This window comes from Anabaena sp. CA = ATCC 33047, assembly GCF_963870205.1.
Taxonomy (GTDB): Bacteria; Cyanobacteriota; Cyanobacteriia; order Cyanobacteriales; family Nostocaceae; genus Trichormus.
Window position 1 is genome coordinate 104,440 of record NZ_CAWMSA010000047.1, and the last position, 23,759, is coordinate 128,198.

Annotated in this window: 19 protein-coding genes; 11 read left to right on the forward strand and 8 right to left on the reverse strand. The window is 41.2% G+C overall.

The genetic code is table 11. The annotated features are described in order from the left end of the window. Window positions 1-48: 48 nt before the first annotated feature. The 5 genes from AACS98_RS16025 to AACS98_RS16045 all read left to right on the forward strand — a co-directional run bounded on the left by AACS98_RS16025 (window position 49) and on the right by AACS98_RS16045 (window position 8,202). Window positions 49-2,274 (forward strand): M48 family metalloprotease, encoded by a 2,226-nt coding sequence (locus AACS98_RS16025; protein WP_066381599.1) that lies wholly within the window; start codon window positions 49-51, stop codon window positions 2,272-2,274. Window positions 2,275-2,911: 637 nt separating this feature from the next. Beyond that, window positions 2,912-3,403 carry an RNA recognition motif domain-containing protein gene (locus AACS98_RS16030; RefSeq protein WP_066381601.1) on the forward strand — a complete coding sequence of 164 codons (492 nt, stop codon included), beginning with the start codon at window positions 2,912-2,914 and terminating at the stop codon, window positions 3,401-3,403. A 1,363-nt stretch (window positions 3,404-4,766) separates the two neighbouring features. Beyond that, entirely contained in the window at window positions 4,767-6,035 is a 1,269-nt protein-coding gene (locus AACS98_RS16035; RefSeq protein WP_066381606.1) for a glycosyltransferase family 4 protein, read from the forward strand. A 307-nt stretch (window positions 6,036-6,342) separates the two neighbouring features. Then, window positions 6,343-7,524 (forward strand): aminotransferase class V-fold PLP-dependent enzyme, encoded by a 1,182-nt coding sequence (locus tag AACS98_RS16040; RefSeq protein ID WP_232317160.1) that lies wholly within the window; start codon window positions 6,343-6,345, stop codon window positions 7,522-7,524. Between the two features lie 318 nt (window positions 7,525-7,842). Next, window positions 7,843-8,202, forward strand: coding sequence for a hypothetical protein (locus AACS98_RS16045; RefSeq protein WP_066381609.1), 360 nt, complete (start codon window positions 7,843-7,845; stop codon window positions 8,200-8,202). Here the strand turns inward: AACS98_RS16045 and AACS98_RS16050 are convergent. The 4 genes from AACS98_RS16050 to AACS98_RS16065 all read right to left on the reverse strand — a co-directional run bounded on the left by AACS98_RS16050 (window position 8,192) and on the right by AACS98_RS16065 (window position 11,311). Further along, window positions 8,192-8,977 carry a hypothetical protein gene (locus AACS98_RS16050; protein ID WP_066381615.1) on the reverse strand — a complete coding sequence of 262 codons (786 nt, stop codon included), beginning with the start codon at window positions 8,975-8,977 and terminating at the stop codon, window positions 8,192-8,194. The genes AACS98_RS16045 and AACS98_RS16050 overlap by 11 nt on opposite strands. A 113-nt stretch (window positions 8,978-9,090) precedes the next feature. Next, window positions 9,091-9,864 (reverse strand): MlaE family ABC transporter permease, encoded by a 774-nt coding sequence (locus AACS98_RS16055; protein WP_066381616.1) that lies wholly within the window; start codon window positions 9,862-9,864, stop codon window positions 9,091-9,093. Between the two features lie 164 nt (window positions 9,865-10,028). Continuing rightward, on the reverse strand, window positions 10,029-10,892 hold the full coding sequence (locus AACS98_RS16060; protein WP_066381617.1) for a M56 family metallopeptidase: 864 nt from the start codon (window positions 10,890-10,892) through the stop codon (window positions 10,029-10,031). Further along, entirely contained in the window at window positions 10,892-11,311 is a 420-nt protein-coding gene (locus AACS98_RS16065) for a BlaI/MecI/CopY family transcriptional regulator (protein ID WP_066381618.1), read from the reverse strand. Before AACS98_RS16065 ends, AACS98_RS16060 begins: the two co-directional genes overlap by 1 nt. 291 nt (window positions 11,312-11,602) lie before the next feature. Between AACS98_RS16065 and AACS98_RS16070 the strand changes: the two genes are divergently transcribed. Together AACS98_RS16070 and AACS98_RS16075 are read left to right on the forward strand one after the other, a co-directional pair. Beyond that, the gene (locus AACS98_RS16070) at window positions 11,603-12,340 is read left to right on the forward strand and encodes a 2-phosphosulfolactate phosphatase family protein (protein WP_066381619.1); all 738 of its coding nucleotides are present in this window, start codon (window positions 11,603-11,605) and stop codon (window positions 12,338-12,340) included. Between the two features lie 263 nt (window positions 12,341-12,603). Next, window positions 12,604-13,500, forward strand: coding sequence for a pentapeptide repeat-containing protein (locus AACS98_RS16075; protein WP_157087527.1), 897 nt, complete (start codon window positions 12,604-12,606; stop codon window positions 13,498-13,500). A 220-nt stretch (window positions 13,501-13,720) separates the two neighbouring features. On the opposite strand, the gene AACS98_RS16080 is transcribed toward AACS98_RS16075, so the two are convergent. Both AACS98_RS16080 and AACS98_RS16085 read right to left on the reverse strand, forming a co-directional pair. Next, the gene (locus tag AACS98_RS16080) at window positions 13,721-13,957 is read right to left on the reverse strand and encodes a hypothetical protein (RefSeq protein ID WP_066381624.1); all 237 of its coding nucleotides are present in this window, start codon (window positions 13,955-13,957) and stop codon (window positions 13,721-13,723) included. A 492-nt stretch (window positions 13,958-14,449) separates the two neighbouring features. Next, window positions 14,450-16,900, reverse strand: a complete 2,451-nt coding sequence (locus AACS98_RS16085) for an ATP-dependent Clp protease ATP-binding subunit (protein ID WP_066381626.1) — start codon at window positions 16,898-16,900, stop codon at window positions 14,450-14,452. 230 nt (window positions 16,901-17,130) lie between these two features. Here AACS98_RS16085 and AACS98_RS16090 point away from each other — a divergent pair, with 230 nt between their 5' ends. Beyond that, on the forward strand, window positions 17,131-17,427 hold the full coding sequence (locus tag AACS98_RS16090) for a DUF3288 family protein (RefSeq protein ID WP_066381628.1): 297 nt from the start codon (window positions 17,131-17,133) through the stop codon (window positions 17,425-17,427). A 153-nt stretch (window positions 17,428-17,580) separates the two neighbouring features. On the opposite strand, the gene AACS98_RS16095 is transcribed toward AACS98_RS16090, so the two are convergent. Together AACS98_RS16095 and AACS98_RS16100 are read right to left on the reverse strand one after the other, a co-directional pair. Further along, window positions 17,581-18,999 carry an MlaD family protein gene (locus AACS98_RS16095; RefSeq protein ID WP_066381630.1) on the reverse strand — a complete coding sequence of 473 codons (1,419 nt, stop codon included), beginning with the start codon at window positions 18,997-18,999 and terminating at the stop codon, window positions 17,581-17,583. A 17-nt stretch (window positions 19,000-19,016) separates the two neighbouring features. Continuing rightward, window positions 19,017-19,799 carry an ABC transporter ATP-binding protein gene (locus AACS98_RS16100; RefSeq protein ID WP_066381633.1) on the reverse strand — a complete coding sequence of 261 codons (783 nt, stop codon included), beginning with the start codon at window positions 19,797-19,799 and terminating at the stop codon, window positions 19,017-19,019. A 125-nt stretch (window positions 19,800-19,924) separates the two neighbouring features. Here AACS98_RS16100 and AACS98_RS16105 point away from each other — a divergent pair, with 125 nt between their 5' ends. The 3 genes from AACS98_RS16105 to AACS98_RS16115 all read left to right on the forward strand — a co-directional run bounded on the left by AACS98_RS16105 (window position 19,925) and on the right by AACS98_RS16115 (window position 23,721). Beyond that, window positions 19,925-21,433 carry a phytoene desaturase family protein gene (locus AACS98_RS16105; protein ID WP_066381635.1) on the forward strand — a complete coding sequence of 503 codons (1,509 nt, stop codon included), beginning with the start codon at window positions 19,925-19,927 and terminating at the stop codon, window positions 21,431-21,433. A gap of 289 nt (window positions 21,434-21,722) precedes the next feature. Continuing rightward, the gene (locus AACS98_RS16110) at window positions 21,723-22,118 is read left to right on the forward strand and encodes a hypothetical protein (protein ID WP_066381637.1); all 396 of its coding nucleotides are present in this window, start codon (window positions 21,723-21,725) and stop codon (window positions 22,116-22,118) included. Beyond that, the gene (locus AACS98_RS16115; protein WP_066381639.1) at window positions 22,111-23,721 is read left to right on the forward strand and encodes a caspase, EACC1-associated type; all 1,611 of its coding nucleotides are present in this window, start codon (window positions 22,111-22,113) and stop codon (window positions 23,719-23,721) included. Before AACS98_RS16110 ends, AACS98_RS16115 begins: the two co-directional genes overlap by 8 nt. Window positions 23,722-23,759: the final 38 nt, after the last annotated feature.

Here is a 23,759-nt window from a genome sequence, read left to right on the forward strand (position 1 = left end):
TTGTATCACCGTGGCTCAATTTACACAGATGGGAGTGCTAAAATTTCTATGCCTTCACACGCTAAATCGTCTTTGGAGGCTGGTTTAATTGCCCTCAAGCAGGGTAATTACCAAACAGCGATCGCGCAACTAGAACCCTTAGCCAGCTATCACGGTAATGGTACTGCTAGCTTGCAAGCTAGGGTAGGGTTAGTCATGGCTTATGCACGCAGTGGCGAAGTCCGTAAGGCGATCGCCCTGTGTCAAACTCTCACTGACAGCCAAAACCCAAAGGTGAAAGAGTGGGCAGAAGTTGCGCTAGTTCATTTGACAAAAAATCAGACAAAACGCCAAAAAAAACCAAATTATGCCAATAGCAGGGCAAATAATGCTGAGGTTACTGCCAAATCAAAACCAGCCGTAGCCAAAACAAAATCTCATTATTCATCCACGTTGCCCTCTGTGGGTTTGCCAACACAATTTATAGAAAGACCTAATTTAGCGAATCATAATTTATTTGGCGTGACAAGTTACGCCACAACTAAGGAATTTGGCATTTATTGGCGACAAGCAAAACGCGCCAAAGTTTGGCAGCCTTTACAAAAACCCAGTTGGATACCCTTACAACTGTTAGCAGGTGGCACATTCATAGCATTGTTTTGGGTGTTGCAAGCTATCCTGAAGTTCACAATGGGTACAATTAATTGGACTTTAGTGAAATTGCCCTACTTACAACCAGTACAGTTGTTGTATCGTGATCCTACCCCAGCGTTGTTGACAGTTTTGTTGATAGCGATCGCCATCTCACCTTGGGTATTAGACTGGTTGTTAGCCCAGTTGTATGGACAGCGAGAATTATCTAAAGATGTCCTACACAACCACAGTCGGGAAACGCTGCGGGTGCTACATCGCTATTGTCAACAGCGACATTGGCCAGCACCCCAACTACGAATTTTACCAATAGCCGCACCAATAGCCCTAACTTATGGCAACTTACCCCGCAATGCCCGGATTGTAGTCAGTCAAGGGCTGTTAGATCAACTAGCAGATGATGAAATTGCTACCATTTATGCCATGCAGCTAGGGGAGATTACCCACAGAGATTTTATCCTGATGTCTTTACTGCTGCTAATAACGTTGCCAATTTATCAACTCTATCAGCAGGTAGCAATTTGGGGTGATCAGAAATCACGCGGGATATGGCATTGGCCATTTACTATTGTATCCAGTTTGCTCTATGGGTTGTGGTGTGTCCTGAGTGGTACAGCTTTACTGTATTCTCGCATACGCCTTTACTATAGCGATCGCCTAGCTGCGGAAATCACCGGAAATCCCAACGGCTTAATTCGTGCCTTGCTGAAAATCACTATTGGCATTGCTGCTGATATTCAAAGACAAGAACAGACTACAGGACAATTAGAAAGTTTAAATCTTTTACTGCCAGTCAGTTATCAACAAAGTATTAGTTTCGGTAGTGTGGCAGGTTATCTCACCTTTGAATCCATGTTGATGTGGGATCATGTCAACCCCTATCGACGTTGGTTTACGATGAATAACACTCATCCTTTAATGGGCGATCGCCTTCACCGATTATGCCAGATAGCTCGACACTGGCATATAGACCCCGAACTGCACTTTACTAACCAACAAGCCCTGAGTCAACAAATACTAAATCTGACTCGTCAGACTTTCTGGCTGCAAATCGCGCCATTTTTAGGGATTCCTTTAGGTTTTGTGTTTGCGGGTTTAATTTGGCTACTGTGGCAAACTGCTTTCGCCTTGAAAATTTTAAACCTCAAATGGATTTACGACGATTGGTCATTTGTTACAGGTTGCCTACTCATCTGCATCAGCATTGGTATAGTGTTGCGAATGAACTCCTTTTTTCCCGATATCAAAGCCCATAACATACAAACTGAACAACAGTTACCTTCCCTGTTAGCCAATCCCTCAAGCATTCCTAGTGATAGCATCAAGGTGCGTTTTGTCGGTAAGCTACTAGGCCGCCAAGGTATTAATAATTCTTTAGCCCAAGATTTAATATTACAATCCAGCCAAGGCTTAGTGAAACTCCATCATGTTTCCTGGTTGGGAAAATCAATGGCTCATCAAGATTTAATTGGTAGACAAGTAACAGTTACAGGTTGGTTTCGCCGAGGTGCAACACCCTGGATTGACATCCAAAGCTTACAAACTCAAAGCGGTAAAACTATCTATAGCCATCATCCCATTTGGTCTACAGTCTTAGCAGTTGCCGCCCAAGCTTGGGGTGCTTATATTTTCTTGACTGGCTAGTTTGTTAGTCATTAGTCATTGGGCATTGGATTTTATCCCTACACCCAGCAGAATGTAAACAAACATTGCAAATGTTGTCGTCAAGTGTTACATTTATTTACAAAATATCAGATAAATGAAATAACAAGCGTTCCAGCTAGGTGACTACCAGTGGCTGCTTGCGCCAATCTATCTTTGTTTATCCTCCCAACACAGCAGTAAATCGACCAGCCACAGGCTGGTTTTTGTTTCCAAATATTTACACTTGAATAAATGTGTATTTTATGTTACGATAGATTAATATATGACTAAAAACTATTGCTAGAAAAGTCTATGCTGAACTAGCTACGTAGAAAATACCGTGGTAATGTAGGGAATGGTATTTATTTCTGCGGGCAAAGGCATTAAAAAAATGCTGATAGCAAGAAGCAGCAAAAAACAAGTTTAAAACCTTTAAAATTAAGGTGGTATTAGTGGAGCGGTTTGTACGCTTTTTCAATCAAAAAGTTTTATCCCAACAAAAACTGTATTGTATAGGTTGACAGTTTGGAGTAAAAAAATTGGTTTATGGCAGTCTTGGTCAATAGCATTTAAAAGTTAAAGCCAAGCCATTGTTTTCTTGCCTGGCCATGTTCATTCAACTCTGGAGGTATAGTTCATGTCCGTTCGCCTATATATAGGCAATTTGCCAAAAGAAGAAATAGATCGTCAAGAGCTACAAGCAGTGTTTGCTGCTGAAGGCGATGCTGTGACGACTAAGCTGATCAAAGACCGTAAAACTGGGAAGTGTCGCGGTTTTGGGTTTCTGACAGTCAATAATGATGAACAAGCAGACCAAATTATTGAAAAGTATAACGGTCAATTGTTCAAAGAAACCCCCATTAAGTTAGAGAAAGCATTACCCCGTACTAAAGGTGATGAGGGTGATGAGCAAGCAGCAGCAACACCAGCAGGTGGTGCGCCTGTACCTAAAGCTAACAAAGAAAGCAACCGCCGTGAAAAAGGTTCTAAGAAATCTCGTCGCGGTGGTGGTGGACGCGAAAACACTGCTGCGTCTACAGCCGATACAGACGCTATTCGTCCTGATCCTCGTTGGGCTTCTGAATTAGAAAAGCTCAAGCAAATGCTAGCAGCACAAACCACCAATTAAATCACAAAGGTAAAAGATTAAGAATTAAAAGTCAGGAATTGTTGATTTTTAATTTTTAATTTTTACCCAAGAGCTAATTGTGGCTATTGTTGACGGTGCGATCGCTACTGTTGGGTATAATATACCGATTAACTGAATGTGTTTGTCCAAATTGGCTATAGATTGTCAATGAAGTCAAACAAAGTTTTGCCTAGAGTTGCGATCGCACTTATTCATCTAAGTTAAGCGTGTCTGATTCTTCCAGAGTCCCAACCGCCAGGATGAGGGCAAGGAAACACTCTCAACTGGAAACAATTCGTATTAAGTAAATATATTTCAACCCCTCAGTCTCACTACACTCTGAATTTAGGCTGAAGGGGTTTTGACTTTTTATCTAGCTGGCGGATGCTGGCTGTCAGGGATTCCAGATCAAAAAACATCCAAAATGTAGGGTGCGTCAGTACGAGACACCCTAGCCATACCAAGAAAATATTCATTCTGACGCACCCTACTAACAGTCAGTTTGGATAATTTATTTTTCGGTGTTCCCTAAAGCCGCTAGTTGGAGGCTTTCAAGAAACACGGAATCTAGGGAAGTAGAGGAAGTGGAGGCAGCAGAGGGAGATGTAGCGTTAGCTTTTCTTTACTATGCAACGCTAAAGCGTAGCTTGCTTCCTCGGAGGGGTACGGAGGTGTAAGCCTACCCGAAGGTTGGAAGATGAGGGGAATGAGGTAGACAAGGTAGACAAGGTAAAAATTCTTTAAGAGTCAACAATCTTCAATCAATCTTCAACAGTATTTTTTGGAAGGTATACAAAAATTACCTTTAACTAAAGTGTATTGTATTATAAGATACAAAATTTTCATAGCAATATTAGTAATATTAAATACTCTACTTATTAATAGCAAAGTAAAGCAATTTAATTCAACGTAATTAATGACTTACTTTTTTTGTTTCAGTAGTTGAAATAAATTGTAAATTCACAAAAATTCAGTTAAATGAATTAAGTGAAAATACTGCTGCTAATAGTTTTACTAAAAATATACAAATATTGTAAAACTGATCCAAAAACCAGTAAATTTTTAGGTCATAACCTGATTTATTTACTGGATTGCGACCAGTGTTTTTGTATGTTTATAGAGTCAAAAATAGAAATAAATCTATTAAAAGTATTAGATATAAATATGGCAAATTAGATATAAAAAAAACAAATAGAAATAATGAATAAAAACAGCAAAAAATCAGGAAGAAATATATAAAAAATCTTGGCATATTAAATTAAAATAAAAAATACTCACAGTTACTCACAAATTCAAGTAATTGTGCAGACAGCACACTTGAAACTTCCGCCGACTGAACCACAATCAGCAACACACACAAACTATGAACTCGAACACTGAAAAACGGATAGCTTTAATTTCAGTTCATGGAGATCCAGCAATTGAAATCGGGAAAGAAGAAGCTGGAGGGCAAAATGTTTACGTGCGTGAAGTAGGTAAAGCATTAGCCGAATTAGGATGGCAAGTTGATATGTTTAGCCGCCGAGTCAGCCCTGAACAAGAAACAATTGTTCAGCACAGCCCACTTTGTCGGACAATTCGGTTAACAGCAGGGCCAGAGGAATTTGTCCCCAGAGATAATGGTTTTAAACACTTACCAGAGTTTGTCCAACAATTGCTGCAATTCCAAAAAGAAAACCAAATTATTTATCCGTTGGTGCATACAAACTACTGGCTGTCTAGTTGGGTAGGAATGCAATTAAAAGCAATCCAAGGCAGCAAACAAGTTCATACTTATCACTCTTTAGGCGCAGTCAAATACAAAGCTGTAGATACAATACCTTTAATTGCCACTAAGCGGTTAGCTGTGGAAAAACAAGTATTAGAAACAGCAGACAGAATCGTGGCGACAAGTCCCCAAGAACAGCAACACATGCGATCGCTCGTGTCCACAAAAGGTTATATTGATGTAATTCCTTGTGGTACAGATATCGCCAAGTTTGGCTCAGTAAACAGAGAAACAGCTAGAGCCGAATTAGGAATTGCACCAGATGCCAAAGTCATCTTGTATGTAGGACGTTTTGATTCGCGCAAAGGTATAGAAACTTTGGTGCGTGCAGTCAACGAGTCACAGTTACGGGATTCTGGTAAACTCAAACTAATTATTGGCGGTGGTTATACCCCAGGTAACAGCGACGGCAGAGAGCGCGATCGCATTGCGGGAATTGTGGCAGAATTAGGTATGAGCGACTTTACAAGTCTTCCCGGTCGCCTCAGCCAAGATATACTGCCTACATACTACGCTGCGGCTGATGTTTGTGTTGTTCCCAGTCATTACGAACCTTTTGGACTCGTAGCAATTGAAGCGATGGCTTGTGGTACACCAGTAGTAGCAAGTGATGTTGGTGGGTTGCAATTCACAGTCATCTCAGAAAAAACAGGTTTATTAGTACCACCAAAAGATGTAGCTGCTTTTTCTGTAGCGATTGATAGAATTTTGATGAATCCACAATGGCGGGATGAATTAGGTCAAACTGCTAGAAAACAGATGGAGTCTATTTTTAGTTGGCTGGGTGTGGCTGCGCGTCTGAGCGAACTATATACCCAAATTTTAACAACTAAAGTTCCAGAACCGGCATTAGTTACTCAATAACACTATCAACATCCTTGGTAATAGGTATGAGGGAATTGGTAATATTTGGAAGCAAGAAGGAAGAAGGTATCTAAAGCCATCCGTCAGAATTCACAAGTGAGAAACCTTGAGTTTTCTCTGCTTGTGAGTTAAACTAACCGGAGATATATTTCTGCTTGACTGCATTAGGAAAATTGGGTGATACTCACCTTTTCCCTTTTACTTTTTACCCTTTGAGATAACTTATTTATTTAAAATAATTTAGCCAAAGGTTAGTTATATTAAAAAATATTATAAATGCTGCAAAAACTAGAGTATGAAGGATAGAATGTCAGACTTCATGCCTCATCCTTCGGAATTACATAAATTGTGGACACTTGACCCATCTGTAACTTTTCTCAATCATGGTTCATTTGGTGCTTGTCCACAAGCAGTGTTGGCAATACAGCAAAGATTGCGATCGCAATTAGAACAAGAACCGCTACGCTTTTTTGGTAGAGAGTGGGAACCACTGCTAGATGATGCGAGAAGCAAACTAGCCGCATTTGTGAACGCTGATGTTCAAGATTTGGTATTCGTTAACAATGCTACGACAGGTGTAAATTCCGTGTTGCGTTCCCTGACTTTTACAGCAGAGGACGAAATTTTGACCACCAACCACGAGTATAATGCTTGTCGCAATGCGCTGGATTTTATCGCCAGTCGCACAGGTGCGCGGGTAGTCGTGGCAAAAATTCCCTTTCCGATAAAGTCGCCACAACAAGTAATAACAGCAGTTTTGGAGCAAGTCACATCAAAAACCAAGTTAGCACTATTAGATCATGTGACTAGCCAAACTGGGTTAATTTTTCCCATTCAGGAATTAATACAGGAATTACAACTACGGGGTGTAGATACCTTAATTGATGGCGCACACGCACCGGGAATGATACCTTTAAATTTGCGAGAAATTGGCGCAACTTACTATACCGGAAACTGTCATAAATGGCTGTCTGCGCCCAAGGGTGCGGCATTCTTGTATGTGCGTCGAGATAAACAGCCAGAAATTCGACCTTTGACAATTAGCCACGGTGCAAATTCACCACGCACCGATAAAACACGCTTTCAGTTAGAATTTGACTGGACTGGTACAGATGATTATACAGCTTATATGTGTGTACCAGAGGCGATCGCTTTCATGGGTTCGTTGTTACCCGGCGGTTGGCAAGGATTGATCCAGCATAATCATCAAATGATATTAGCTGCCAGACAGTTACTTTGTCAAGCTTTGCAAGTGTCACCACCTTGTCCTGAAGACATGATTGGCGCGATGGCAGTTGTACCAATGCCAGCTAGATTAGAAAATCGTGATTTCATGTCTGTGCATGACCAATTATTTGATCAGTATGGCATTCAAGTACAGATAGTTCCTTGGACAGAATCACCGCGATTGTTGCTGAGAATTTCCGCACAGATTTACAATACCCTAGAGCAGTACGAATATTTAGCAAAAGCACTCACAGAACTTTAAAAGTATTGCATAAAAAGTCTTTACTTATGCAGCCATTCCAGACAGAAATAAATCAAAGTATATTAAGTAATGTAACATAATCAAAGTTGAGTTCGTAGTAAGGACTTAAGTCCTTACTACAAACCTTAATTTATTTACGCCGTGCTACTTATTTCTGAATATCGCATATAATAAGAGCATAATCTCAAGGAATGTACTGTAAACTCATAGAAAAAAACAGTCAAAATTAGTATAACAGTAATACTCCCAAAAAGCCAATATTCCTGTCAATTAATCTGGCTGTTTGAGTAGAAATTGCCCTGTGCAAAGGGGGCTAAAATGAAAAATACTTTATACAATATATTCTCCAGACTGGCTATAACTGCAACAGTGGTATTAGCAGCTTTATTAATCACTGTACCAGTAGCTGCTAATGAAAATCAGCAGATTACTAATGCTTTAATTAACCCTAGAGGAATAGACTTTTTCCGTGAAGGGCAAGAGCAGTTTGAGCATGAAATGAAAGTGTTAATGATGAAAGATAGTCTGTTACCAGAAAAATTACTGCAAATTAATCCTGAAGTCATGCAGGTACAACAACAGTTATTACCATTAGAAAATCATCAGGTTATTCCCGGTGATGTTAATAGTGATAATTCACAAAAATTCATGAATCAAGATAGTGAGATTATACATTAGTTTGTAATTTGAGAAAACTAGCGATAGCCTCAACGGTTTGTGCTGCACTTTTAGCTGTAAACATGGGGCCAGAAGCCAAATAAATCTGCTCCTCATTGTCTAAATTTAGCAGAACATAGTAATTTGTTCCTCTCCCTACAGTAGCAGCATCAATATTAATTCCTAAAATTTCTTTTAATTTAACTTCAGTAACCGCTTGACTAAACCAACCTTGACGGTTAATAGTTGCTTTACCCAGAACTTTATCGAAACTACAGACAATTTTAGCATTCATTTGCATATAGATAATGCAACCACCACCAGCAGCAATTAGTAATAAACCTAGAGGATAAGTCCAAAAGCGGCTATCTTCCTGAATAGTTAAAGTTGTAGCTGGCGAGTTTTTCAGAAAATCGTTGATTTGGGTTGCATAGGTTTCTTTTTTAGTTCTATCTGCATTTATTAAATTAATAGGAAAACTACCTTGATTTGTTAGCAGTAAAAAAGGATAACTACCCCATTCATCAGTAGTGCTAGTATCTAGTTTTGCGCCTTTTATCTCTAAGAGATTCCAAGTGTGAGTTTGAGATTTTAAAAAACTGTTGCTAATTAACTGACAACTAGCTGGTTGGTTTTCAATGCGATTACAAGTAAAAGTAGTGACTTTTCCGAGTGTAGCTATAAAAAAAATACCACCTGCGGCGAATATTCCCCCAAACAGCCAGTAAAAAATGGCTTGTGGTTTGAATTGTAGTTTTAAGAAAGTTGGTGTTTTTTCTAAAATCCGAACTTGCATGGTTATAACAAAATATAAGAATTTAAACCCTAGGATGAAATTGGTGTTTACGCCGCCCAATCTCTACTCTTTTATAGATGATATATTAATCGCATCTATTGAAAAAAATAATGTCAAAAACTGGGAATTTCAAATAATAGTAAAGATAGAATAAAATCCATAATAAAAATTGCTACCCAAGTCGTGACAACTGCGGTAGTTGCTGATTCTCCTACTTCTCTGGCACCACCTCTAGTAGTCAGTCCCCAACTACAGCCATTAATAGATACTATCAGCCCGAAAATTAACCCTTTCAACAAAATAATAAATACATCTGATGTCTCTAAAAAACTTCTGACTGACTCTAAGAATATCTCTGGAGGAATTTGATAAAATTGTGCAGCCGCAAAAATTCCGCCACTGATACCCATGACTAAAGCGAAAATCATCATAATGGGCATCATTAAACAGCAAGCAATGACTCTGGGAAGCACTAGATAATCAATAGGGTTAGTTTTGAGCATATAAAGCGCATCAATTTGTTCAGTGACACGCATTGCACCGATTTCGGCGGCGAAAGCAGAACCTACTTGTCCAGCAATAATACTAGCAGTCAAAATAGGAGCTAATTCCCGACAAAAAGCTAATGCAAAAGCTCCGCCGATGGTGTTCTCAGCACCAAATTGTATTAATTCTCTAGCGGTTTGAATAGTAAAAATCATGCCAGAAAAAATACTCACAAGCAAAACTGGAGAGACACAACCAGGCCCCGCAGTTACAGTATGTTCTAAAATTTTACGGTAGTAAGTTTTTCCTTGTAGGAAATGTAGCCAGACTTGACCAAAGAGTAGCACTGTGGCGAAACAACGGACAGTAAATAAATGTTCTAAATTTTTTGGTTGTTGCAATTTTACCTCCTTTTAATACTCTAGAAACCTGATGAAAAAGACGCGGTTTATCGCGTCTCTACAGGAGGATTTTGGATTTATCTATTGTTGAGAAATAAGAATAATCAGTCATTAGTTGAAGTTGTAAATAACCACTGATTATTTATACAAAGAAAGCTTGACAATTAGGTGTGAAATATGATAGTGATTAGGGGGAGAAATGCCAATATCAAGCTATTCCACAACTGAAATTGAGGTTTTGAGATTGGTTGTGGTGGTGCTAATAAAGCTTCTATTCTCTGTTCTAAGCGTAGCTTGCCGTTGTAGGTATCGCCTACACTAGAACCTAGAGCAGCACAACAAATTTCTGAGTCTGTGAATGCTGTAGCATTACTTACTACTAACAACAGTGATTCTGCGAGTAATAGGGGGTCTACCTGGGATGCTGCATAACTGTCAGCACGTAGTTCTCGCAAGATTAAAAGTTCTTGCCACAATGGTTCTGTGTTGGGCAACCAAGCTGTACAGGAACGTATCCAACCCAACCAGAAAAACCAAAATGTATCTTTGTAGTGGTGATGTCCTTGTTCGTGGGCTAAGACACTTTTAACATGATCTGCGGAGAGTGTTTGTAGCAATCCTTCGCTGACTACTAATTCAGGATGCCAAAAACCAATTTGTCCGGCAAATAAGGCTGGTGTGCTGAGTAATCTGACTCGCTCACCTTCAACATTTACTAGAGGACAATTGCGGGCTGATTGTAGGGACTGATAACCTTGGATAGCTAGTTGCAAGCACAAACAAGAAAAAATAGTCAGGATAATTAAAGCTAGTACATAACTTAATGATCCTGTGTCCATACCGACCATTTGACCTTGAGTACCCATGCACAGCACAGCGATCGCTGTCATGATTAACAGCAACGGTGGAAAGAGAAAGAAAAACAGGGTTCTTTGCCAGCGTAGTTCCCAACTACCTGGGGTATGAGTCCAAGATTGTCTTAAAATTCCAGAAACTGCCAAAGCAGCCAAAATCATTAATAGGTGCATTATTGTTCCTCCCTGGCTTGGCGTGCTGCTTGAATACGTTTAGCGATCGCTGCGATTTGTTCACTAGCCGCCTCATCCAGACTATCAGCAAAAGCCGCAACCACATCAGGATTACCTACGGCTAAAAACCGTTGTAATTGGTCATGAGCTTTGATAACTTGGGCTTGCTGCTTTGTGATTAAAGGTCGCCAATAGAAAGCTTTGCCTTTTTTATCACAGGCTAGCCAACCTTTTTCAGTCAGGCGACGTAAAACTGTGGTGACAGAGGTGTAAGCTAATTCGCGGTTAGGGTCAGCCAGAATGCGATCATGCACATCTTTAACTGTAGCTGAACCCAGTTCCCAAACGATATTTAAAATTTCTGCTTCCAAAGGGCCTACAGACAATTGTTTGGGGCGATAATCGGGTAAAGGTGCCATAGAAATTGGGGATTAGGGACTGGGGATTGGGGATTGGGGGGTTGTTTCCTACCTTCTACCCCTACGTTCTTTCAGATTACCGTGATTTACACTCTAGCTAGAAACTATGGGCTGAAAACCTCTCTTCTCTAGCCTCCAACCTCTCGCGTTTAGCCCCTAGCTACTCCGACACAATAAAAAATAGTCTGGCATAACCATAAGAAATACTCTAATTTTTCCTGTGATTATGGTGATTGACACCAATTAGAATGTAATCTCGGCAGTAGTATTTAAAGCAGGTGTAACCCGCGCGTGAAGCTATTTGTATATCACACCCCGGAATTAACCCCCGAAGTTCAAGTTCCAGACTGCGCGATCGCAGTCGATGTCTTGCGAGCCACTAGCACCATTGCAACTGTGTTGTCGGCTGGTGGCGAAGCTGTGCAAGTCTTCAGCGATTTAGATCAACTGATCGAAGTCAGTGAAAAATGGCCTCAACAGAAACGGCTACGAGCCGGAGAACGGGGAGGTGCAAAAGTTGCTGGTTTTGAATTAGGTAATTCTCCCCTTGACTGTACACCCGAATTAGTGAATGGGCGACGCTTGTTTATTAGTACCACTAATGGCACTCGCGCTTTAAAACGGGTACAGGAATCACCCACGGTGATGACAGCCGCTTTTATTAACCGAGCCGCAGTAGTACAATATTTGATTGACAAGCAACCTGAGACAGTGTGGATTGTGGGTTCAGGTTGGGAAGGCAGTTTTTCTTTAGAGGATACAGCCTGTGCTGGTGCGATCGCTCACAGTGTGATCGAGAAATCCCAATTACCAGCCGCAGAATTAGCTGGTAACGACGAAGTTATGAGTGCGATCGCGCTATACTCCCAGTGGCAAGACAACCTCCTGGGATTATTCCACCACGCTAGTCACGGCAAAAGGTTGTTACGCCTAGATGGCCATGAAGACCTGAAATATTGTTCCCAAACCGATATTTTAGCTGTCCTGCCCACACAGCAAGAACCAGGTGTATTTAAAAGTCAAACTTAAATATGCAAAATCAATAGCTGAATAGCTCCCCTTGTCTTGTTTATTTGCCCCGTCTCGGCAAAACTAGCCAAGGGACTAATACTAATTCAAAATTCAAAATTTTGCTTATGAAAAATAAATTCAGAATTACCCAGCATCAAAAACAAAAGATTAAACACTCAAAAGCCATGCGCCGAATATTCACATCCATATTTTTAATTTTTCTCATACCTATTGTGGTTTTGTATCTTACGTTATCACCACCTAAAAACGATAAGTTTGGCATGGCTGAAAGTTCAGATATATATTTAAAAACCATAGAAACTACAGAAATAATAAAAGGTAAAATTGTGACAACAAGCACTACAACTAAATATGAGCCAGCCAAAACCTTATGGGATTGGATGGGTATATTAATTGCTCCATTTGTATTAGCTATTATTGGTTTGATTTTTCAGATTATACAAGAAAACATACAACAAGAGAAAGAAGAATATGCACAAAAACAAATTGAAGAGAAACAACGTGAATCTGCTGTGATAAATTATCAACAGTATATAGTCAATTCAATACTAAATCTAAATCAAGCAATTGATAATGATCAAGAAAATAATTATTCTACTGAACATTATTCAAATATATTAGATTTGATCCGCAACATGACTTTATCAATATTACAAGATTTAGATGGAGATGAAAGGCGCAAAGCTACAATTTTAGTAGTTCTCTATAATTGCTCTCTTATTAAAAAGGATAAACCCAAGGTGTATTTAAAAGAAGCAAACTTTGAAGGAGCTAATTTTTCAAAATTAAATCTTTCCGAAGCTGACCTTCAAGGAGTTAATTTTTCAAACGCAAATTTTACAAACGCTCTTCTTAGTAATACAAACCTTAAAGAAGCTAATCTTTCAAACGCCAACCTTCAAGGAGCTAATCTTTTCAACGCCAACCTTAGCGGAGCTAATCTTTTCAACGCCGACCTTAGAAAAGCCGAATTTAAAAAAGCCGACCTTAAAGGAGCAAACCTTTCAGAAGCCGACCTTAGAGGGGCCAAACTCTCCGAGATTATACTAGAGCTTGAAACAGAACAAAAAGAATTACAAAAACAAATTGAATTAGCTAAAGGTGATAATGAAACTACCTTACCTAACAAAATTGAAAAACCCAAACATTGGAGATAACACAGATAATTTTTAGTTATCCTTAGAGTTGTAGGTTGGGCATTGCTTGCTAGTTGCTAAGACCCTTAGTTTTAAGTTGTTGGCAATGCCCACCTTAAGCTTATTGAGAATGGTGCAAGATATGACAAAAAGCAGAAGTAAGCAGAACCCTTCTCTAGTACCTCAGAATCTAAAAACTCAAGAATTGTAAGGATTTTATGATGATGTTCTAGCCTGAAGGTCATAACGCAGCTTGTAACCAGGATTTATACCTTATAGCAAGTTGCTTAAGAAAATCCAGTTCTTCACCCTCAAGATTATTAAATAAGTTGTGATATCGCCAACCACGCTCATAACGACTGAGCATTTCTTCTGGAGTAAACCGATAGACATCTGCTGTTTGCCAACATATTGACTCCAGAAAAGATAGCTTTTCGGGGACAATAATAGGATTTATTGTTGGTGTTACAGGTGTCATAGCTCTTTCAATCAACAACTTTTAGCTAAATCAAATATATCACCTATTTTTTACTGCGTGAGTAAAAATATGCTTTTAAATATACTCCCTTCCCGGTGTAAGATTAGCTATCTTCTTCTTTTCTTCCTTCGTGTCCTTCGTGTCTTCGTGGTTCATTCAATCGATATTCTTCTGGTGGAAAGGGAGTAAATCTTTCACCAGCATTAACATTGCAAACTAAAAAATAATCCAAAATTCAAGAGAGTTGTTGCGATTTACTAGACATTAGCGAATCTCCCAGTCAACAATGCAGATTCATCCGCGTCCATCTGCGTTCATCTGCGTTCAATTATTTTTCTTCTCACTCCCATTGAAAACCGCTATAGTTTCCTGTATTGATATGCTTATCATCTCACAAACCTCATAAATCAAAAACCTCTGGTAGCATACACCAGAGGTAAAATTATGCAATCCTATTTCACAGGATTAACTAATAGACAAACGGCTGCAACATTAACCAGCATTCGCCAAAAGTAACTCGCGTTTTTCTGACTGAAGTACCTGTACTTGACCATCATCATTAACATCCACAACGGCAGTGCAACCTTCGCTGAGTTCGCCAGCAAGCAAAGCTTCCGCTAAAGAATCTTCTAACAGACGCATAATTGCACGGCGTAATGGTCTAGCACCGTAGCTGGGGTTATAACCTTCAGTTACTACTAAGTCTTTGAACCGTTCCGTAACTTCTAAGTTAATACCTTTTTCAGTCAGGCGACTAGCTACTTCACGCAGCATGATGTCAGCAATTTGCTTGACTTCATCCTTAGACAGTTGACTGAAGACGATAATTTCATCTACCCGGTTGAGGAACTCAGGACGGAAGTAATTCTTCAGTTCTTCGTTGACTAAGTTACGAATGCGTTGGTAACTAGCTTCGGGTTGGTTGTCGAATTCAAAGCCTAAACCGCCACCACCTTTTTCAATTACCTTAGAACCAATGTTCGAGGTTAAGATAATCAAGGTGTTCTTGAAGTCCACTTTCCGACCTTTAGCATCGGTGAGGTGTCCGTCGTCGAGAATTTGCAGCAGCATATTGAAGACATCCGGGTGTGCTTTTTCGATTTCGTCGAATAGCAACACGGTGTAAGGTCTGCGGCGCACGGCTTCGGTGAGTTGTCCGCCTTCGTCGTAGCCGACGTAACCAGGAGGCGAACCAATCAGTTTAGATACTGTATGGCTTTCCATGTACTCAGACATATCCAGCCGAATCATTGCATCTTCCGCACCGAAGAAGTAAGTCGCCAAGGCTTTGGCTAATTCGGTCTTACCAACGCCTGTGGGGCCGGAGAAGATAAAGCTGGCTATGGGTCGGTTGGGGTTCTTTAAGCCGACTCTAGCGCGACGGATGGCACGAGACACAGCCGTAACTGCTTGTTCTTGGCCGATGAGTCGTTCGTGGAGAGTGTCTTCTAGGTGCAGCAGTAATTCAGACTCAGATTCTGTGAGTTTGTTGACTGGTACGCCTGTCCACGAAGCGACGATTTGGGCGATGTCTTCCTCATCTACGGCGATGGGGTGAATGGCTTTTTCTGCTGAAGCTGCTTGTAGTTCTGCTTCTAGGGCGATTTCTTGGTCGCGCAGTTCTCCAGCTGTATCAAAGTTTTGCAGTCTGACGGCTTCGTTTTTGGCTTTGGTGACTCCCGCGAGTTTACGCTTGAGTTCTTTATCGGCTGAAATGTGGGAGTGACGCAACCGCACACGAGAACCAGCTTCATCTATCAAGTCTATGGCTTTATCTGGTAAGAAGCGATCGCTTATATACCTATCTGACAACTCAGCAGCAGCCACCACCGCCTCATCGGAAATTAGCACTTTATGGTGCTGTTCGTAAACTCCCCGCAAACCATAAAGTATTTCAATGGTTTCTTCTACGGAAGGTTCACCGACTAAAATCGGTTGGAAACGACGCTCTAAGGCTGCATCCCGTTCGATATGTTGACGATATTCATCTAATGTGGTAGCACCAATACATTGGAGTTCACCCCGTGCCAAAGCTGGTTTGAGGATGTTAGCAGCGTCTAAGCCGCCTTCTGTACCACCAGCACCGACTAGGGTGTGAATTTCATCAATTACCAGGATGATATTACCCGCACTGCGGACTTCATCAATGATTTTCTTGATGCGTTCTTCAAAGTCTCCCCGGAAACGTGTTCCAGAGACTAATAACCCCATATCGAGACTGATGACTTGCTTATCTTGCAACAGTTCGGGGACATCTTGATTTATGATACGCTGTGCCAAACCTTCAGCGATCGCCGTTTTACCTACCCCTGGTTCACCAATTAACACCGGGTTATTCTTAGTCCGACGACCGAGAATTTGAATTGCTCGCTCAATTTCTTTTTCACGACCAACTACCGGGTCTAGTTTACCTTCTTGGGCTAATTTAGTGAGATTTCTGCCAAATTCTTCTGTAGTTAGTGTTTTTTGGCTGCGTCTGGGGCTAAAACCACTACCAACCACCGCCGGGTCTTCACCTATACGCCGAATTACACCTGTGCGAACCGTTTTCAGGTCAACTCCCAGATTTTGCAATACTTTAGCGGCGACACCTTCACCTGCTTCAGTTAAACCTAAAAGTAAGTGTTCTGTGTTGATATAGTTATGTCCCAGACTGTGAGCTTCTCTAAATGACTGCTCAAATAGACTTTTAACTTTGGGGGTAAAAGGAATTTCTGGTGGAACGAAACCAGTACCCCGACCGATAATTTTTTCGACTTCCCGACGTGCGTCTTTGAGAGTTACACCCAACTCAGTCAGCACTTTGGCAGCAACCCCAGTTCCTTCTCCCATCAAACCCAGGAGAATTTGTTCAGTTCCTACGAAGTTGTGTCCCAGGCGACGTGCTTCCTCCTGAGCGAGCATGATAACCTTGATGGCTTCGGAAGTGAAGTGTTCAAACATAGCGGGTTCTTGCTCCCTTGCTGCTTGGACTTTGGGCGATCTAAAAATTCACCCTTTTCTTAACTTTTTTGTATTTTCTTAAAGACAATGTATCTTTATTTATTATGTAGTGACAGTGGTGAGAGCCGTATTAGCTCAGGTGTGGTTGCCGTCATCTTTAATTATCGCGCGTTAGGACGATTTTAGCTCTAGACTTAAAATGAATTTATCATCTAGAAAAAGTATAAAACATGACAGAACAACACGGTAGTAAAGACCAACAACACCCACTTTACAACCGCGATCGCCCTCTTATTGATATTTTACTAACTCAAGAGGCGACAGACTACAACTTAGCAGAATTAGCCAGGCTGAAAATACGTTATCAAGGCTTCCCAGGCGCAAGGGACATACAACAGGACTTGGATAAAGTTTTGCAACAATGGGGATTAACGGAAACCCAACTATTTGAAAGAACCCGCCAGTTACACGATGTGGGAGGAATTTATAAAAGTCGTGGCAAACGAGAAGAGCAAGATTGGAATTAGTTGGGGACTGGGGATTGGGGACTGGGGATTGGGGATTGGGGATTGGGGATTGGGGACTGGGGATTGGGGATTGGGGACTGGGGATTAGGTAAGAAGGTAGGGGCAGAATTTATTCAATTTTGAATTTTGAATTTTGAATTTTGAATTTTGAATTTACTTGTCCCTACTCTCCCGATACTCCCGTAATTGCTGCAATAGTTGCTCTTGAGATGAATTCACAGGGGAAGGACTTACCGATGCTTGAGGGGGGTTAACCGAACTTTCAACTACTACAGGTGTAGGCTTAATGGTGAGAGCCTTTTGTTTTGGTGTTGGTGGTGGGGAAATTGCTACATCTGATTTGATGGCTACTTTCGCTGACTCTAAGGTGGCAGCTACTTTGACTTGTTCTTGCATTTGGTCTGTGGATGACACTAAGCTGCTTAAACCATTGACTAATTGCCGTAAATTTTGCCGGAAATTCGGATCACCTGTTAACTCATCCAAATCAGAAGTTATTTTTTGGGTATTTTCAAATGTCACCCTAGCTGAGTCTAGGGTTTGTTGCAACAGCACGGCATTTTTAGGATCATTTAAGGCTTTGGTAGCATCTCGCAAATTAGCTGAGGCTTGAGCCGCATTTGCCGAAAGACTTTCTAAATTTTTCAGTAACTCCCCTTGGGTTAACCGATTCAAGGCAGGTGATAGACTAGAGACTGTAACCCGTAGCTGGTTACTGGTTTCGGAAATATTATTCAGAGTCCCAACCAGTACAGAACGATTGGTGTTGACAAGGTTATCTAAGTCAGTGAGTAATTTACTAGCTTGAGTTGCAGTTGTGCTGAATTGACTAGCGGTGACACCCAATTGGTCTACAGTTTTTGTAGTCGAAGCTGTTAGTGCATTGGTTGCTCTCTGCACCGAAGTAGCAGTAGAAGCAAATGTACCTAACTGTCCTTGAAAACTTCTGCTCAAGCTGCGGATATCTTTGCTGAGTGCGGCAACACTGGTAGCAGCTTCTGATGAGGTTTCTAAAAGTTTATTTACCCGTTGATAAAATTGGGGATTATTGTAAACAGTAGCTAACTCAGTAGTGCTACGAATCAATTCATCTAGACTGATACCAATTTGACCTTTGAGACGAGAACCATTACAAACTATAAGGCTGGGGTTGCAATTTTTATCTAGAGGTTTAGCTATATTTTCCCCAGATGGTAATGATGTTTTTGGTGTGATATCAATAATACTTTCGCTAATTAATCCACTCTGATTAGCTTCCACCACCACATCACGGGGGATAATTAAATCAGATTGGAGGATTTCAATCTCTACTTCTACCGCATTTGGCCCTGGTTGAATGCGAGCAATATTACCAACTTTCACACCTCGATAGCGAACAGGCGCACCTCTTTGCATCCCGCCAGCATTGGCAAATTCCACAATTGCTTTATAGGAACTGCGAGCCGCAGTGAATCTATTTAACCATAAGATAATAACGACAAATGCCCCTAGTCCGAAAAAGATTAATAATCCTACTGAACCCTCTCTTAAAGTTCGCTTCGATGCGAAACGGCTGGTAATGAAATCTCGCATATTGTTTGTCTACCCGATTAACCCACAACCTGAATAGGCCCTTGTACACTTCCACTCATAAATTGTTTGATTAGTGGATGGTTTGTATTGTCTAACTCACTAACTGTACCTTGCCACTGTACTTTACCTTGATAGAGGAATACCAGTTTATCAGTTGTGCGTCGAATTGTACTGTCTTGGTGAGTGACAATAGCATAGGTACTGCATACACCTTGAGTTTTTTGCAAGTCACGGATTAAATCTTCTATGACAGTGGAAGCAATGGGATCAAGTCCGGCTGTAGGTTCATCGTAGAGTAAAACTTCAGCCCCCTCTGCTGGGTTATCGGGGTTAGACATAATTGCACGGGCAAAACTTACCCGTTTACGCATACCTCCAGAAAGTTCCGAGGGATAGAGATGACTGATACCCGGTAAACCAACCATGTCTAATTTTTCTTTGACTAAATCGCGGATGCGCGATCGCGGTAAATTAGAATTCTGATACAGCAAAAAACCTACATTTTCATCTACAGTCAGCGAATCAAACAAAGCCGCCTGTTGAAATACCATACTAATACCAACCGGGTCATCACCATCTTCAATCAACCCCTCTCGTTTCACACCCTGCACATAAACTTCCCCCTCATCAGGATTAAGTAACCCAGCAATTATGCGTAAAATCGTCGATTTACCCGTCCCCGAAGGGCCTATAATGCCTAAAGCTTCACCCCGATAAATCGTCAAATCTACATTATCTAAAACCCGATTATTCCCAAAGGCTTTAGAAACACCTTTTAGTTCAATTAGTGGTTCAGTCATTGGTTATTAGTTATTAGTCATTAGTTATTAGTCATTGGGGATTGAGGTAAAATTTTCTCTGCACCCCTCCCCTACACCCCCATTCCTCAAACATTTTTGAATTTTGAATTTTGAATTTTGAATTTATGTGTCCCCAGTCCCCAGATATCATCGTCATCGGTAGCGGTATCGGTGGTTTATGTACGTCGGCGTTGTTGGCGCGTTATGGTAAGCGTGTAATTGTCTGTGAAAGTCATACAATTCCTGGCGGTGCAGCCCATAGTTTTAGACGACGAGGGTTTGAATTTGATTCAGGCCCCTCCTTTTATTGCGGTTTAACTGGTACTCAGAGTTTAAATCCTCTCAAACAGGTGCTTGATTCTTTAGGTGAATCCATCCAAGTTATACCTTATGATCCTCTGGGACACTACCACTTTCCTGAAGGTGATTTTCCAGTCTACAGCAATGCTGAACGCTACCGTCAGGAAATAGCAAAAATCACACCCCAAGGTGCAAAGGAACTCCAGCAATTTGAACGCCGCCTGTTAGGACTATATGAGGCGATGAAGGATATTCCTACCCTAGCACTCAGGGCAGATTGGCAGGTAATTTTAGTCTTGTTGCAACGTTATTTGCCATCTTTGGCGAAAATGCTCCCCTATTTAACCTTGGTACAGTCTTCTGTCGGCGATGTCATGGATGCTACTGTCAAAGACCCTTGGGTGCGGCGACTGATTGACTTAGAATGTTTCTTACTATCTGGCTTAAAAGCACAAGGTACAATTACCCCAGAGGTAGCATTTATGCTAGGTGAACGTTCTCGTGCTGGGGTTGAGTATCCTGTGGGGGGAAGTGCAGCAATTGTCAACGCTTTGGTGCGGGGGTTAGAACGTTGGGGTGGGAAGTTACGTTTAGGATGTCACGTTGAGCAAATTTTGGTAGAGTCTGGCAAAGTTACAGGTGTGCGGTTGCGAAATGGTGAGATTTTGTCAGCCCCAATTGTGATTTCTAACGCCACAATGTGGGATACTTACAATCAGTTACTACGTCCTGAAGATTTACCGACGGCTTACCGTCAAACTGCTTTACAGACTCCAGCCGTAGAAAGTTTCATGCACTTGCACTTAGGTATTCGGGCTGAGGGGTTGGATAATTTAACCGGACATCATGTGGTAGTGCATGACTCTAGCGAAGATATTAGTAAACCAGGGAATACTTGCATGATATCTATTCCGAGTGTGTGGGATAAAAATCTCGCACCAGAGGGACATCATGTAGTTCATGCTTACACCCTTGAACCTTTCGCGGGATGGGTAAGGGATGATGGTTATGAGGCGAAGAAGCGAGAAAAAGCAGAATCTTTATACCGTGCTGTAGAAAAAATTATACCTGATATTCGAGGGCGTGTAGTCTTGGAATTGATTGGCACACCGTTAACTCATGCTCATTATCTCCGACGTTATCAGGGAACTTACGGCCCTGCTATTCCGGCGGGTAAGGGGATGTTTCCTAGTACACATACGCCTATACAGGGTTTGTATCGTGTGGGTGATAGCACTATGCCGGGAATTGGTGTCCCTGCTGTGGCTGCTTCTGGTATTTTATGCGCGAATAGTTTGGTTTCACTATCGCAGATGGCGGAGTTATTCAAGTGACAAAATTAAACGCAGATGCACGCAGATAAACGCAGATAAATTTTTATCTCATTAGACTAAAGACGGCTAGAATCTGGGTAAATATTGAGCATTTTGTGACAAACGACTGTATTTTTTTAGTAAAAGTTTCTGCAAAAATGACAGATATTTTTTGTCTGAGCAGAGTTTAAAAACCCTCGAAATTTAATTACTTACATATCGGCTTTAGGTTATATTTTTTAGATAGTAAATCCAAGAATTTTACTGTTTAGACTATTGCCGTGTAGATAACGGGACTCTGGAGGTTAAAATGACAGGCGAACCCATAATTCAATTCACTTTTGCCATTGATGACCCAGAATTAGATGATGAAAGACGGCGAGAAATAGCTATAAAGTTGCTGGAGGATATTCGGGATTTGGATGAGGTGGAGAAGGCGGATCGTGCTGAAGATTTGAACCCAGAAGCGGGAAGTAAGCCAGGGTTTGCTACTTTGATAGGCGTGCTTACGGCTGAGGTAAGCATGAAGAATTTTAAAAGCTTTTTGAGTTTTTTGGGCGATCGCCTGCAAGATAAGAACCTGGAAGTTAGTGTAAAAGTTGGCGATAAAGAAGTCAGCATTAAAGCTAAAAGCCGACAAGAGCTACTAGAAAGTGAGAGATTAGCCAAAGAATTGTTAGACAAAATGGGTGGCGGGAATGGCTAAGATAGCACTACTGATTGGAGTCAGTGAGTATGGTGAAGGTATCCCTCCCCTCTCAGCAGCACTCAATGATGTGGCAGCTATGCAGCGAGTTTTGCAAAACCCAAACTTGGGGGGGTTTGAGCAGGTTGAACAACTGCTTAACCCCGATGCAGTTGCAATGCGAAAGGCAATTCACAAGCTGTTTAAGGAAGCTAAGAAAGATGATTTAGTATTATTATTTTTCTCTGGTCATGGTATTACTAATGATGAAGGGCATCTCTATTTAGCAACTCGGATTACAGCTAAAGATGACTTTGAAGCTACTGCTGTAGACGCAAGTTATATCCAAGGAAGATCCAACAGTTGCTATGCTAAACGGCAAGTTGTAATTCTCGATGCTTGCTATAGCGGTGCTTTCGCTGGAACTTGGCGGCCAAAAAGTGTTGGTGTAGAGGATATTAAACAACAACTAGGTGCTGTAGGGCGGGTTGTTCTCACTTCTTCCAGTGCAACTCAAAAATCTTTTGAGCAAGAAGGCTCAACCCTTTCGCTTTACACGCAATATTTAGTTGAGGGAATTGAAACTGGGGCAGCAGACAAAGACAAAAATGGTCATATTCTGATTCAAGAACTGCATGATTACGCCCAGGCGAAAGTTCAAGAAGTCAAGCCGAATATGACACCAGCCATCATTCTGGATAGGGAAGGCTTTAATATTATCATAGCCAATGCGCCAAAGAGTTCAGAAGCAGAGTATCGCAAGCTTGTTGAACAATATGCCCAAAATGGTGAACTCAGTGAACTTGCCTACTTAGTCTTGAAGCCAAAACGCCAAACATTTGGACTCACAGATGAAAAAGCGGAGGAAATAGAAAACGAAGTTCTAGAACCTTATCGTAGGCGGCTGGCAAATCTTGAACTTTACAAACAAGCTTATGAAAAGGCAGTTAAGCAACAATATCCTCTCAATGAGCATACTTTGAAGTTATTGAAGGTTTATCAGCAAGATGTTTTAGGACTGAGGGATGAAGATGTAAGGGAGATAGAGAAAGAGATTACATCTGTCAGAGAAGCGGAATATCAACAACAGCTTCAGCAGATACAGCAACAAAGAGAAGAACCAAACAAAACAACCACTACACCAACACCGGAAACAGATGATCTGAGTTCTGAGAAAGGTGTAGACTATACACGCTTGCGCGACTTACTCAAAACAGGACAGTGGCAAGAAGCAGATCAAGAAACTCTGCAAGTGATGCTAAAAGTTGCTGGTAGAGAAAAAGAAGGCTGGCTTAATGTCAAATCAATCGAAAACTTTCCCTGCACTGATCTACGCACTATTGACCAATTGTGGGTAAAATATAGCAGTGGACGCTTTGGGTTTAGTGTCCAAAAGCGTATTTGGGAAAGTGTCGGAGGCAATCCCTATGCAGATTATGACACTTGGTGCAAGTTCGGCGATCGCGTAGGCTGGCGAGAAGAGGAAGAATGGTTAATGTATAATGATCTGACATTCAACCTGAAAGCACCCCAGGGGAATATCCCCGCTTTGGTGCGGCGGGGTTGGAAGGGTAGGTCATGGTGGTCAAGTCTCTTCTCTCGCGTCGAGACTTGTAAGCTGTAACATACAAGGCTTACACAAAATTGTAAACATTTCTAAAT